A 13,850-nucleotide genomic window follows, 5' to 3' on the forward strand; every position below is an offset into this window, starting at 1 on the left:
TATGCAGTATCCAAGGCTCATTCACCATGGCGCTGTAGACGGTGTAACCGGGTCCTGCCATCAGTATTTCGTCAGCGAAACGCACAGTGTACTGATTGATTGCGGTTTGTTTCAGGGCATAGAGCAGGGCAGCGGCAAAGCTGGGGCTGACTCGGCACGGATCAATTTTGCGCTGGATGGTATTCAGGCACTGTTGTTAACTCATGTCCACATCGACCACGCAGGACGAATTCCTTATTTAATCGCCGCAGGGTTCAAGGGCCCGATTTATTGCAGTCGCGCTTCTGCTGCACTGCTGCCTCTGGTCTTGGAAGATGCATTAAAAATGGGCATTACACGGGATGAAAAACTGATCACAGGCTTTATTCAGGCGGTATCGCGCCAACTACGCCCATGTCAGTATGACCAGTGGTATTCAATGGAAGGAGAGGTGGATCAGGTTCGCCTGCGTTTTCAAAATGCGGGCCATATTCTGGGCTCAGCTTATATCGAAATAGAGCATAAGGCCCTGCACAGTAACGAAAAAAGCTATAAAGCGGTATTTTCCGGCGATTTAGGCGCGCGCGACACTCCATTGTTACCCGACCCAACACCCCTAGTACAGGCTGATTTACTGGTGCTTGAAAGTACCTATGGCGACAAAAACCATGAGGACCGTCAACATCGCCAGCAGCGTTTACAGCAGGTAGTGGAAAAATCGCTGAAAGACAATGGCACAGTGCTTATTCCCGCCTTTAGCATAGGCCGTACTCAAGAGTTGCTGTATGAGCTGGAGGATATTATTCATCAGATGCAAGGACAACCGATCCACAACGGATTGAATTGGGAGCAGTTGGATATTATTGTCGACTCTCCGCTGGCCGCCGAATTCACCTCTGTGTATCAAGAGTTAAAACTTTACTGGGATGAAGAGGCGAAACAAAAGTTACGAAGTGGCCGACATCCGCTGCAATTTGAGCAGTTACTTACAGTTAAAACTCATCACGATCATCAAAAACTGGTGCAGCACCTGGCTCAGACTGGCAGACCAGCCATAGTGATCGCAGCCAGTGGCATGTGCGCAGGAGGGCGGGTAGTCAACTATCTGAAAGCGTTGCTGGGGTCTGCCTGTCATCAACTCGTGTTTGTCGGTTACCAGGCGAGGGGAACTCCGGGTGCAACCATACTGCAGCAAGCGAAAACTGGCGGCGAAGTTGAGTTGGATGGGCAAAACTATCCAATTCGTGCTGAAGTGATCCAACTGAGTGGTTATTCAGCCCATGCCGATCAGGACGACTTGCTTCATTTTGTTGGGCAGATGCAAAAGCCCCCGGCACAAATTCGTTTGGTGCATGGCGATACAGAAGCAAAACTCGAACTGAAGAGAAAGCTCGAAGCCAAAGGCCACCATGTTGTCATCGGATAAGAAGAGCGTCAGACTTTAAGTTCCTGTTCAGCTACCGCACTTTACTCTGCCGCCATCCCGGAAATTCTGATACCATTTCTGTAGTTTCAGTTCAATGGAAGTCCCTATGATCAAAGTATTAAGTGTGTTTGGTACCAGACCTGAAGCCATCAAAATGGCTCCTCTGGTGAATTTATTAAAAGAAACACCGGGTATTGAAAGTAAGGTCTGTGTCACAGGCCAACACAGAGAAATGCTGGATCAGGTGCTGAAGCTGTTTCATATAGTGCCAGATTACGACCTGGCTATTATGAAAGCAGGGCAGGACCTGTATGACGTCACCACCAGCATTCTGCTGAATATCAAACCTGTTCTTCGCGACTTCAAGCCTGACATTGTATTAGTGCATGGGGATACCAGTACTACTTTTGCTGCCGCTTTAGCCTGTTATTATGAAAAAACTGCGGTGGGCCATGTTGAAGCCGGATTGCGCACCGGTAATATCTATAGCCCCTGGCCAGAAGAAGCCAATCGTAAGCTGACAGGCGCGTTAACTAAACTGCACTTTGCACCCACTGAGACTTCACAACAGAATTTACTTAAAGAAAATGTCGACCCTGCAGGCATTGTAGTGACAGGTAATACCGTGATTGATGCTTTGCATCAGGTGGTGGCAAAAATTGATGCCGACGCCAACTTAACCCAAAAATTTGAACAGCAGTTCCCGTATGGTCTAAACGGTCGTCGTTTGGTGTTGGTGACAGGCCACAGACGCGAGAGTTTTGGTGGTGGTTTTGAACAAATTTGTGCTGGCTTAAAGCAAATTGCCCAGCAGTTCCCGGATACAGACGTGGTGTACCCAGTGCATTTAAACCCTAATGTGCGCGAACCTGTGTTTCGTTTGTTAAGCGATACGTCTAACGTGCACCTGATAGAACCGCAGGATTATCTGCCTTTTGTTTACCTGATGAGCCGAAGCACTCTAGTGCTCACTGACTCAGGTGGTATTCAGGAAGAAGCGCCATCGTTAGGTAAACCTGTATTAGTGATGCGCGACACCACTGAGCGTCCGGAAGCGGTAGCCGCAGGTACGGTCAAACTTGTTGGTACTGACGCACAAGTGATAGTGCGGGAAGTCAGCCGTTTGTTAACAGACAAAGCCTATTACGAGCAGATGAGTTTCGCCCATAACCCTTATGGAGATGGCAAAGCTTGTGGCCGTATTATAGCGGCCATTAAAGCCAGTTTTTAGGCTGGTTTTACAGCTTAAACAGCCAGCGAAATGTGATTAAATGTTTCGCTGCTGTTACCGTAAATAGACAAATTTTTATTAGACAAAAACAGCGTAATTCGCTAAAGTCGCCGCCGGTTTGGTTAGGTGAAGAACCGTAAAGGACCTTTTAGCATCAGGATGTGCAGAAATCCTCTCTGAGTTACTTCTGACATACAGCTGGTTTGGCGAAAAAAATCGTTTAAAAAGAACAACATTCTGTGCGTTTTTTGTTTGTTAACAAAAATAGCTAAAAATTTATCTGAACATAGCTTCTGCAAGCCTGATTTAAAGCAATTGCTGAAGCCAGTTTCTGCTTGGAAAAACAAGCAAAGCAGGTAAACTACTGGGGTTTTTGCTGGATCTAACAAATACATTATTCGGAGTTATAGCGTGCTAAAACTGTTTAAAACTTGTGTGCTAGTGGCTTTAGTTGCCGCATTGCCCGTGTCTGCTGTGACACCTTCACCTGCAATGATGGCACAGTTCCAAAACTTATCTCCTGCCGAGCAGCAGCGTTTAGCTAAACAATATGGCATAGAGTTACCAACAGGTCAGGCTAGTGCTGCAAGTTCTCAGCAAGCTCAGCCTGAGGTATTAGTACCGCAGCAACAAAGTGTGATTGTCGAGAATCTGGTATCTGAATCACCTACCGAAACCGCTGAAAATCAGCGTTTCGGTATGAATATGTTTAACTCCCAAATCAGTACTTTTGCACCGGTAGATAACGCCCCTGTGCCTGAGAATTATCGTTTAGGGCCAGATGATATTTTGCTACTTCAGCTTTTCGGTAAGCAAAATAGTAGCACCGAATTGATCGTTGGCCGTGATGGCTCAGTAAACCTGCCAGAAATAGGCCCTGTTAGTGTCAGCGGCTTATCTGTCATTCAAGCCTCTGAGTTAATTGCCAACAAAGTGCGTGAAGCTATGATAGGGGTAGACGCTGCTGTTACTATGGGTAAGCTGCGTACTATCAATATTTTTGTCGCTGGTGAAGCCAAAACGCCAGGTATGTTTGCTGTATCAGCACTGACTACAGTCACTCAATCTTTGTACTTAGCAGGTGGTGTATCCGACATAGGCAGTTTGCGTGATATTCAGGTAAAACGTGGTGGCGCCACAGTAGGCCGTTTTGACTTGTACGACCTGTTGTTGCGCGGCGACAGCTCGGGCGACATTCAATTGCAACATGGCGACGTAGTATTTGTTGCACCAATCAAGGCCACTGTGCAGGTGGCAGGCGAAATTAAACGTGCTGCTATCTACGAAGTAAAATCTGGCGAAACTATTGATACACTTTTGAGTATGGCTGGCGGTACCAAAGCAGGCGCTTACCCTCAGTCTGTGGTGCTCGAGCGTTATAACAGCAATAACTTACGTGACTTACTGAATTTAGATTTAACCAACCCAGTAAACCGTCAAATGGCTTTGCGTGACGGCGACTTACTGCGTATCGCTGAAACCTCGCCCCGTATTGAAAATGTGGTGACTGTTGCTGGTGCTGTGGTGCGCCCTGGTTTTTATGCCTGGCAACAAGGCATTAGAGTCAGCGATTTAATCAAATCGTTTTGGTCTGATTTACATATGACGGCCGACTTAGACTATGCTCTGGTCGTACGCGAAGTGAACAACGCCGGCGACGTAAAAGTTCTGCAGTTTAGTCTGGCCGACGCAATCAACCAACCATCAGGTGAGGCCAACCTGAGTTTGAAACCGCGCGATACTGTGTTGGTATTTCACCATGCCAATGAAACGGTCGATAGAGAAAAGCTAAACACTTACATCCGCGAACAAATTAAGCAGCGCTATAACTTACCAGCCAATGTAAAATGGACAGCCGAAGACGATTTGTCGGCTAAAGCCTTTCAGAGCATGCTGCAATACGACGCTCAAATGGCAAACAACCAAGGGCAGGCTGGTAAGTCTGCCACAGCGGGCGACCTGCGTATTATTGATGCTCAAACTAATTCCACTACGGGAGTGGCAGTTCAACCTGTCGTTAGCACACCAGATTTAGGCCGCGGTGCTTTGCCGGCCATCATGCAGCAAATGATGCTGCAGTTATACAGAGACAAAAACATACTGGCGTTATCTGCCAGCTTTAACAGAACTGAACTGCTCTATCCATTACTGCAAAAACTGAAAAATCAGGTTCGGCGCGGTGCAGATCCACTCATACTGTCGGTCAATGGAGAAGTCAAAGTACCGGGCGAGTATCCTCTGACCGAAGGCGCAACAGTCGCCAGCTTGATAGCTGCAGCCAGCGGTTTAACTGAGTCTGCGTTTTTAAACCGTGCTGAGCTGACGCGAGCCTCTGTTGCTGCTGACACAAACAGTATCGAAGTGAATAATATTGCCGTTGACTTAAATAAAGTATTCTCGAAAGAAGATGTGGTTGCGTTGCAACAACGCGACCGCCTGAATATATTTCCAATCCCTGACTGGAATATTAATCGCACTATTGAAATACGAGGCGAGGTGAAGTTTCCCGGTCGCTATACCATTCAACGTGGTGAAACTTTATCGAATGTACTGAATAGAGCCGGTGGTTTAAACCGTAACGCCTTTATGGCGGGAGCTATTTATACCCGTGAAGACATTAAGGAGCGTGAGCGGGTACAAACGAAAAAGCTGACCGCTCAGTTGCGTGCCGATATTGCCACCAAGAGTTTGTCTGAATCTGGTATAAAAAGTACTCCGCAAGACGCATTGTTTATGATTAAACAACTGGAAGAGCAACCGCCGGTCGGTCGTTTGGTCATAGATCTGCCTGCTATTTTAGCGGGACAGCCAGATTACGATGTTCAAGTGCAAGACGGTGATCTGCTATACGTGCCCCGGGTAGACAACACCATTTCTGTAGTTGGCGAAGTACAACACGCTAGTAGCCACAGATATCAGCAAAACTTGTCAGTGGACGACTATTTGAAGTTGGCAGGTGGTACTCGTAAGCGTGCTGACGAAGAGCGGGTGTATGTAATTAAAGCCGACGGTTCCGTTATGATGCCAGAGCAAAATGGCTGGTTTGCAATAGAAAGAATGAATTTGGAACCTGGTGATACAGTAGTAGTGCCTGTTGATACAGAATATAAAGACAATCTTACGCTCTGGGCGCAGGTTACTCAGATTTTCTATCAAAGTGCTGTTGCTATTGCAGCGTTGAATACTTTTTAGTGCTTGGCGTTAAAAGCTAAATAAACTATGTAATTCAAAAGCTTTGCGTGTTTAAGCAACAACAGAGCGTGTTGTGTAAAATTATAGGCGTTGTGGCCAATAGACGAAATTAAGAGTATATGAAAAGTAAAGATTCGAACATGGCTAATGCGGAGTTAACTTTGACTCGGTCAGATGATGAAATAGACTTGCGAGAGTTATTCTCAGCCATCTGGAAAGGTAAATGGCTGATTATTGTCATATCGTGTATATCAGCTGTTATTGCGGTTATTTATGCGTTGAGCTTACCTAATATCTATAAAAGTGAAGCCTTATTGGCTCCTGCGGCGGAGCAAAAATCCGCAGGTTTGTCTGGGCAGTTAGGTGGTTTGGCTGCGCTGGCTGGGGTAAGTTTAGGTAGCGGAGCTGGTGTAGATAAAACAGCATTAGCGATTGAAGTTATTAAATCGAGAGATTTTCTCGGTCGCTTTATTGAGCAGCGGATACAACTACAAGATCTGATGGCGGTTAAAAGCTGGGATTTAAGTACAAATACACTGTATTACGAAACAGAGCTTTATGACCCCCAGCAACAGAAATGGCTGCGGGATGTAAAGCCTCCTAGACAAGCCAAGCCCTCTGCACAAGAGGCTTACAAAAAGCTTTTAGAGTTGCTAACTGTCAATCAAGACCCAACGACAGGTATGGTCAAGCTAAGCATTGAACATATATCACCTTACATAGCACAAAGTTGGGTTCAAATGCTTATAGCCGATTTAAATTTAGAAATGAAAAAGCGTGACATTGACGAAGCAGAGAAAAGCATCGCTTATCTTCAACAGCAAATAACCCAAACAACTATCGCAGATCTGCGCACAGCCTTATATTCATTGATTGAAGAACAGACAAAGACATTGATGCTCGCCAATGTGCGTGATGAATATGTGTTCAAAATTATCGATACACCTCTGGTTCCGGAGGAGAAAATGGGGCCTGCGAGAGCTATGTTAGTAATTTTAATTACATTTTTAGGCGGATTTGTGGGGATAGTTGCTGCCATACTAAGACAACAACTCAGACAGAATAGAAACCTTAAATAGAGTCGCTCAGTGTTTTTAGCTGCATGAACTATTGTCGTTAGTGCAACTTTTTTGTAACGCTATAAAATTTTAATGGCGAGCGAATAATAAACACATTTCCTAAGTCCAGTTTGTAGTAAAAGTGAGAACCGCAATGTTTAATCTAGGAAACAAAAAAATAGCTGTTATTGGTCTTGGTTACGTTGGGTTACCTCTAGCCGTAGAATTTGGGAAGAAGTTCGATGTTATTGGTTTTGATATCAACGAATTTCGGATTAAAGAATTACAAAATGGCAAAGACTCTACTCTTGAAGTCTCCCCGCAGGATCTTTCCTCGTCGCTGAAGTTAAGTTTTAGTAATCAGTTCGTCGATTTAGAAGATTGCAACGTGTTTATAGTTACGGTCCCAACTCCTGTTGATCATGTTAATCGACCCGACTTAACTCCCCTACAAAAAGCAAGTGAGACAGTAGGTAAAGTTTTAAAAAAAGGCGATATCGTTATTTATGAATCAACGGTCTATCCTGGGGCTACAGAAGAAGTTTGTATCCCTGTTTTAGAAAGAGTTTCAGGTTTAGTATTTAACAAGGATTTCTTTGCTGGTTACAGCCCAGAACGAATTAATCCGGGTGATAAAGTTAACACACTCACAAAAATTAAAAAAATTACCAGCGGCAGTACACCTGAAATAGCTGAGATTGTTGACTCTTTGTACGGCAGTATTATTACTGCCGGTACTCACAAGGCGAGTTCCATTAAGGTAGCTGAGGCAGCAAAAGTTATTGAAAACACGCAGCGAGATTTGAATATAGCGCTTGTTAACGAGTTATCGGTCATTTTTGACCGTATTGGTATCGATACGTTGGACGTGTTAGAGGCTGCGGGCAGTAAGTGGAACTTCTTACCTTTCAGGCCAGGGTTGGTAGGAGGACATTGTATAGGTGTCGACCCGTACTATTTAACTCACAAGGCTGAGGAAGTTGGTTATCATCCGCAGGTTATTCTTGCAGGCCGCAGAATAAACGACAACATGGCACGGTATGTAGCACGCAACACTATTAAATTGATGCTTAAAAACGGTATTGATGTGGCCCGCGCTACAGTCGGAATTCTGGGAATTACGTTTAAAGAAAACTGCCCGGACATCCGAAACAGTAAAGTATTCGATATGGTGAAAGAATTTGAAGCTTGGGGTTTGAAAGTTGTGATAGCAGACGCATGGGCTAATGCAGACGAAGTTAAACACGAATACGGTTACGAGCTGGGTTTGATTGATTCAGAACACAAAGTAGACAGCCTGGTAGTTGCTGTAGGTCATAACGAGTATCGCGCTTTAACTGCCAAACAGTTAGCAAGTTTTGTTCGTGCTGATAAGCCTGTTTTAGCAGACGTCAAAAGTCTATTTAAGCGCGAAAATATAGCGTCACATGGCTTTACCGTTTTCCGTCTCTAATTTCTTACATGGTATTAAATTTATGAAAAAGTTTGCCTTGATCGGAGCTGGTGGATATATAGCTCCTCGTCATTTGAAAGCTATTAAAGAAACTGGTAATGATTTATTGGTCGCTATGGATATAAATGACTCTGTTGGGATAATGGACAGCCATTTTCCGGATGCCGAATTTTTCACTGAATTCGAACAGTTTGAAGCTTTTGTTGAAGACCAGAAAATTCTTGGGAACAAATTAGACTATGTGGCAATTTGTTCGCCTAATTATCTGCATGCCCCGCATATGAAATATGCATTAAAGAATGGCATAGACGTAATTTGTGAAAAACCTTTGGTGTTAAATATCAAAGATTTAGACATGTTGAAGCACTATGAAGAGCAGTTTGGCGCTAAAGTAAACTCCATCCTCCAGCTAAGATTGCACCCTTCCATAATAGCGTTACGCGATAAAGTTCAGAATGCACCTGCTGATCAAGTATTTGATGTCGAGCTTACTTATATGACATCAAGAGGCAAATGGTACTTAAAATCCTGGAAAGGTGTGGACGATAAGTCTGGTGGTGTTGCAACAAACATCGGTGTACATTTTTATGACATGTTGCACTTTATTTTCGGTAAGGTCACTAAAAATGAAGTGCATTACCGTGATGAAAAAACTTCAGCAGGCTATTTGGAGTACGAAAAAGCCAGAGTGCGGTGGTTCCTGTCGATCGATGCTAACAATTTACCAGACAATGCCGTTCAAGGCGAAAAGCTGACTTATCGTAGCATTCGTATCGGTGATGAGGAACTCGAGTTTTCGGGGGGGTTTACCGACCTGCATACGCAAAGCTATCAGCGTATCCTTAGCGGCCAGGGTTATGGTGTTGAGGAAAATCGTGCTGCCATTGAAACTGTTGAAGTAATTCGTACAGCTCCGCTTACCTTAAATCCAAAAGCATCACATCCTTTGCTCGCTAAGGTAATAAAATGAGTTACTACAAACACGATAGTGCAATAGTTGACGAAGGTGCGCAAATTGGTGAAGGCTCTCGTGTTTGGCACTTCGCTCATGTATGTGCTGGTGCGATTATCGGCAAGGGCGTTTCTCTGGGCCAAAACGTTTTTGTAGGTAACAAAGTCAAGATAGGTGATAAGTGTAAAATCCAGAATAATGTTTCAGTGTATGACAACGTTTTTCTGGAGGAAGGCGTTTTTTGTGGGCCTAGTATGGTTTTTACTAATGTATACAACCCAAGATCCCTTATCGAACGAAAAGACCAATACCTTGATACTATAGTAAAGAAGGGTGCGACCCTAGGCGCAAATTGCACCATAGTTTGTGGTGTAACAATTGGTGAGTTTGCTTTTGTTGGTGCAGGAGCTGTGATCAACAAAGATGTCCCGGCTTATGCTCTAATGGTAGGTGTGCCAGCAAAGCAGATTGGATGGATGAGTGAATTTGGCGAAAAGTTGCCTCTTCCTGTAACTGGCCATGCCGAAGCTATATGCGAGCATACAGGTTCAAGATATTTACTTGATAATAATAAATTGACTAAGGTTAGCTAAAATGCAGTTTATCGATTTAGCAGCGCAGTACCAGCATTTAAAACAACGTATTGATCAGCGTATCCAAACTGTGTTGGATCATGGCCACTATATTATGGGGCCAGAAGTTGAGGAGTTAGAACAAAAACTAGCAGACTACGTAGGTGTTAAACACTGTATTACTTGCGCTAATGGTACTGATGCTTTGCAACTTGCAATGATGGTGCTTGATGTGAAAGCCGGCGATGCTGTTTTTTGTCCCACTTTCACCTTTTTCGCTACTGCTGAAGTAGTTGCATACGCCGGTGCTACCCCAGTCTTTGTTGATTCAGACGAGCGTACTTTTAATATTTGCCCAAGTCACCTCGAACAACAAATAGAAAAAGTGATTAAAGAAGGCAAACTAAAACCTAAAGCTATCATAGCTGTAGACTTGTTTGGTTTACCTGCTAATTATCCAGAATTGGAAAAAATCGCTGCAAAGTACGAACTCAAATTAATTGAAGACGCGGCACAAGGCTTTGGCGGCGAGATTAATGGTAAAAGAGCTGGAGCATTTGGTGATATAGCTACCACAAGCTTTTTTCCTGCTAAACCACTGGGTTGTTATGGTGATGGGGGCGCAGTATTTACCAATAACGATGAGTATGCAGCTCTATTTCGCTCTTACCGCGTGCATGGCAAAGGTAAGGATAAGTATGACAACGTTCGAATTGGTATTAATAGTCGCTTAGATACATTGCAGGCAGCGGTTTTACTGGAGAAATTGGCTGATTTCCCGCATGAGCTTGTGAAAAGAAACAATTTAGCTGCGCTCTATAATCAGCAACTAAAAGGTGATTATCAAAAACCCTCCATACCTCAAGGATTCTCAAGCTCTTGGGCGCAGTACACCCTTACTTGCATAGATCGTGACATGTTAATGGCTAGATGCAAAGAACATGGTGTGCCTACAATGATTTATTATGGTACCTGTATGCATCAGCAAACTGCATTCAACGAGCTAGGATACACTGATGCTGATTTTCCGATTGCATCTCGGTTGGCTAAACAGGTATGCAGCATACCCATGCATCCTTACATGACTGAGCAAAATGCAGAGAATATTATTCGTTCAGTTAATCATTCTTTACAGGCCTAATCATGAAAATACTTGTTACTGGTGGCGCAGGTTTTATTGGTTCTGCGGTGGTACGCCATATCTGTAATTTTACTAATGATATGGTTATTAACGTTGATAAGCTGACTTACGCTGGTAATCTGAATTCTCTGGAGCAGGTATCAGGAAATAGCCGCTACATTTTTGAGAAAGCGGATATCTGCGACGCCGTAGTGATGGCTACTGTCTTTAAGAAGCATCAGCCTGACGCAGTTATGCATCTTGCTGCTGAAAGCCACGTAGATCGTTCGATTGACGGCCCGGCAGCATTTATTGAGACTAATATCGTCGGTACTTATGTTTTACTAGAAGCGACTCGTGACTATTGGAAAGGTCTGCCCGAAGAGCGTAAGCTTGCATTTCGCTTCCATCATATTTCCACAGACGAAGTATATGGTGATCTGCATGGTACAGAGGACTTATTCACTGAAAATACTCCTTATGCTCCAAGTAGTCCCTATTCAGCAAGTAAGGCAAGTTCTGACCATCTAGTTAGAGCCTGGTTTCGCACTTATGGTCTACCAGTCATTATCACAAATTGTTCTAATAATTATGGACCTTATCATTTTCCAGAAAAACTCATCCCACTAATGATACTTAATGCTTTAGCGGGTAAACCGTTACCTGTTTACGGGAGAGGTACTCAAATACGTGATTGGCTATATGTAGAAGATCACGCTCGCGCACTTTACAAAGTAGTAACTGAAGGTCAAGTGGGTGAGACTTATAACATAGGTGGTCATAACGAAAAGCAAAATTTAGAAGTAGTTCACACTATCTGTGCTTTGATGGATGAGCTTGCGCCTATGCATGATCGCGGCTACCCGCCGAATTCTAAACATTCCTCTTTAATTACTCACGTAAAAGATAGGCCAGGTCATGATTTACGCTATGCAATAGACGCTAGCAAAATTGAACGTGAGCTAGGCTGGAAGCCCGAAGAAACGTTCGAAACAGGTCTGCGTAAAACAGTTGAATGGTATTTAAATAACAATGACTGGTGGCAAGCGGTGCTGGATGGTAGTTACCAACTAGAGCGATTAGGGCAGGGAGCATAACTAATGAAAGGTATAGTATTAGCAGGTGGTTCAGGGACTAGGTTATACCCGATTACTCGCGGTGTTTCTAAGCAGTTGTTGCCAGTATACGACAAGCCCATGATTTATTATCCGCTGTCGGTGTTAATGCTTGCTGGTATTCGCGATATTCTTATTATTACCACTCCTGAAGATCAGGCTGCTTTTCAACGCTTATTAGGTAATGGCAGCGACTTTGGCATAAATTTAAGTTACGCCAGTCAGCCAAGCCCTGATGGCTTGGCGCAAGCTTTTATTATTGGTGAGCAGTTTATTGGTAATGACAGTGTTTGCCTTGTTCTGGGGGATAATATTTTTTATGGTCATGGCCTTCGTCCAAAACTGCTAAATTCGGCTTCGAGAGATTCTGGCGCTACAGTATTCGGTTATCAGGTTAAAGACCCGCATAGATTTGGAGTTGTTGAGTTTGATGAGAGTTATAAGGCTATTTCCATAGAGGAAAAACCTGTCAACCCTAAATCAAATTATGCTGTTACTGGCCTATATTTCTATGACAATGATGTTATCAACATTGCTAAAAATATTAAACCTTCAGCTCGTGGTGAGCTAGAAATAACCTGTGTCAATAATGAGTACTTAAAACAAGGTCGGCTAAATGTTGAACTATTACGGAGAGGTTTTGCTTGGTTAGACACCGGTACTCATGACAGTCTTATAGAGGCTAGTGCTTTCGTGCAGACAGTTGAGCACAGACAGGGGTTTAAAATCGCTTGTTTAGAAGAAATAGCTTTCAATAATCATTGGTTAAGTGCGAAAGATCTTGAAATCACTGGTAGATTGATGAGTAAAAATGGCTACGGTGATTACTTATTAGATTTGGTGAGTAAAAATTAAAATATAGCTCGCCTAAAATAGACATGAATTTATATCGGTTCATTTGTGCTTTGGTTTTTTCTCAATGATTTTAATTGTGGGGACAGGGACTATTATTCTACATAATAATTGCTTTACGGCGAAATGATTAAAAGTTTATTCATTTATAGCAATATTTAATAGCGACTTTTAAATGATTATTTTTCATTGATTCAAAAATTGTTAATTGTTAATTCAGTGAGATTTGTAGATGTTCTGGTGCTTGTTACGCATCAGCAAAGAAATTTCGAGGTGGCTATGCTGTTCATTACTAAATGTAATCCAACTTTGTAGCTTAAAAGGTTATTACTGAATGAAAAATATTATCATATATGGAGCTGGCTCATTTGCTAAAATGATGCGTCTATATCTTGAACGTATTGACGGGCAGAAAGTTATTGCGTTTTGTGTCGATAGAGCATTTTTAGGAAGCAATCGTAATTTCGACGGGTTACCTGTTATTGCTTTTGAAGAAATAGAGCAACTATACCCAAATGACTGTTATTACATATTTGTAGCTGTTGGTTATTCAAATATGCGGTCTAGAAAGTTAATGTATGAACGAGCAAAATTCAAGGGTTATAAATTTGTTAATTATATCGACGGTAGTGCTATAGTCGATGAGACCGTTGTGTTGGGTAATAATAATATTGTTCTTTTGGGTACTATTATAGAGCAAAATTGTATTATAGGTGATAATAATATATTTTGGTCCTCTGTGGTTATTTCTCATGATGTCGCTATAGATAGTCATTGTTTTTTTGCTAGCAAGTCTTTAGTGGGTGGAAATTGTCAGATAGGAGACAATTGTTTTTTTGGCTTTAATTCAGTATGTGTTCAAGATGTAGTAATAGGAAAAGAAAGTTTAATTGGTGCAAA

The 13,850-nt window shown here is 42.9% G+C and carries 11 protein-coding genes; all 11 read left to right on the forward strand.

Annotated features, from left to right (window positions below):
* The first annotated feature begins 1 nt into the window (after nucleotide 1).
* A complete protein-coding gene (locus SD53_RS11465; RefSeq protein ID WP_046520376.1) occupies nucleotides 2-1,405 on the forward strand; it encodes an MBL fold metallo-hydrolase RNA specificity domain-containing protein in 1,404 nt (467 codons plus the stop codon).
* Nucleotides 1,406-1,511: 106 nt separating this feature from the next.
* Nucleotides 1,512-2,636 (forward strand): non-hydrolyzing UDP-N-acetylglucosamine 2-epimerase, encoded by a 1,125-nt coding sequence (gene wecB / locus SD53_RS11470; RefSeq protein ID WP_046520377.1) that lies wholly within the window; start codon nucleotides 1,512-1,514, stop codon nucleotides 2,634-2,636.
* 411 nt (nucleotides 2,637-3,047) lie between these two features.
* Nucleotides 3,048-5,828 carry an SLBB domain-containing protein gene (locus tag SD53_RS11480; RefSeq protein ID WP_046520379.1) on the forward strand — a complete coding sequence of 927 codons (2,781 nt, stop codon included), beginning with the start codon at nucleotides 3,048-3,050 and terminating at the stop codon, nucleotides 5,826-5,828.
* A 119-nt stretch (nucleotides 5,829-5,947) separates the two neighbouring features.
* Nucleotides 5,948-6,907 carry a Wzz/FepE/Etk N-terminal domain-containing protein gene (locus SD53_RS11485; RefSeq protein ID WP_046520380.1) on the forward strand — a complete coding sequence of 320 codons (960 nt, stop codon included), beginning with the start codon at nucleotides 5,948-5,950 and terminating at the stop codon, nucleotides 6,905-6,907.
* 133 nt (nucleotides 6,908-7,040) lie between these two features.
* Nucleotides 7,041-8,339, forward strand: a complete 1,299-nt coding sequence (locus tag SD53_RS11490) for a nucleotide sugar dehydrogenase (RefSeq protein ID WP_046520381.1) — start codon at nucleotides 7,041-7,043, stop codon at nucleotides 8,337-8,339.
* 22 nt (nucleotides 8,340-8,361) lie between these two features.
* Nucleotides 8,362-9,309 (forward strand): Gfo/Idh/MocA family protein, encoded by a 948-nt coding sequence (locus SD53_RS11495; protein WP_046520382.1) that lies wholly within the window; start codon nucleotides 8,362-8,364, stop codon nucleotides 9,307-9,309.
* Nucleotides 9,306-9,884 (forward strand): UDP-2-acetamido-3-amino-2,3-dideoxy-D-glucuronate N-acetyltransferase, encoded by a 579-nt coding sequence (wbpD, locus tag SD53_RS11500; RefSeq protein WP_046520383.1) that lies wholly within the window; start codon nucleotides 9,306-9,308, stop codon nucleotides 9,882-9,884. Before SD53_RS11495 ends, wbpD begins: the two co-directional genes overlap by 4 nt.
* A gap of 1 nt (nucleotide 9,885) precedes the next feature.
* Nucleotides 9,886-11,004 (forward strand): DegT/DnrJ/EryC1/StrS family aminotransferase, encoded by a 1,119-nt coding sequence (locus tag SD53_RS11505; protein ID WP_046520384.1) that lies wholly within the window; start codon nucleotides 9,886-9,888, stop codon nucleotides 11,002-11,004.
* Nucleotides 11,005-11,006: 2 nt separating this feature from the next.
* Nucleotides 11,007-12,080 carry a dTDP-glucose 4,6-dehydratase gene (rfbB, locus tag SD53_RS11510; RefSeq protein ID WP_046520385.1) on the forward strand — a complete coding sequence of 358 codons (1,074 nt, stop codon included), beginning with the start codon at nucleotides 11,007-11,009 and terminating at the stop codon, nucleotides 12,078-12,080.
* 3 nt (nucleotides 12,081-12,083) lie between these two features.
* Nucleotides 12,084-12,953 carry a glucose-1-phosphate thymidylyltransferase RfbA gene (gene rfbA, locus SD53_RS11515; RefSeq protein ID WP_046520386.1) on the forward strand — a complete coding sequence of 290 codons (870 nt, stop codon included), beginning with the start codon at nucleotides 12,084-12,086 and terminating at the stop codon, nucleotides 12,951-12,953.
* A gap of 331 nt (nucleotides 12,954-13,284) precedes the next feature.
* On the forward strand, nucleotides 13,285-13,850 hold a 566-nt coding region (locus SD53_RS11520; RefSeq protein WP_046520387.1), incomplete at its 3' end, for an acetyltransferase.

It is taken from the genome of Rheinheimera mesophila (genome assembly GCF_000986865.1).
GTDB classification, from domain to species: Bacteria; Pseudomonadota; Gammaproteobacteria; order Enterobacterales; family Alteromonadaceae; genus Pararheinheimera; species Pararheinheimera mesophila.

Bases quoted from the DNA above. Each gene is read 5' to 3' on its own strand.
- SD53_RS11495 (WP_046520382.1), top strand. From the start codon at position 8,362: ATGAAAAAGTTTGCCTTGATCGGAGCTGGTGGATATATAGCTCCTCGT.
- SD53_RS11490 (WP_046520381.1), top strand. From the start codon at position 7,041: ATGTTTAATCTAGGAAACAAAAAAATAGCTGTTATTGGTCTTGGTTAC.
- wbpD (WP_046520383.1), top strand. From the start codon at position 9,306: ATGAGTTACTACAAACACGATAGTGCAATAGTTGACGAAGGTGCGCAA.
- rfbA (WP_046520386.1), top strand. From the start codon at position 12,084: ATGAAAGGTATAGTATTAGCAGGTGGTTCAGGGACTAGGTTATACCCG.
- SD53_RS11485 (WP_046520380.1), top strand. From the start codon at position 5,948: ATGAAAAGTAAAGATTCGAACATGGCTAATGCGGAGTTAACTTTGACT.
- rfbB (WP_046520385.1), top strand. From the start codon at position 11,007: ATGAAAATACTTGTTACTGGTGGCGCAGGTTTTATTGGTTCTGCGGTG.
- wecB (WP_046520377.1), top strand. From the start codon at position 1,512: ATGATCAAAGTATTAAGTGTGTTTGGTACCAGACCTGAAGCCATCAAA.
- SD53_RS11505 (WP_046520384.1), top strand. From the start codon at position 9,886: ATGCAGTTTATCGATTTAGCAGCGCAGTACCAGCATTTAAAACAACGT.
- SD53_RS11465 (WP_046520376.1), top strand. From the start codon at position 2: ATGCAGTATCCAAGGCTCATTCACCATGGCGCTGTAGACGGTGTAACC.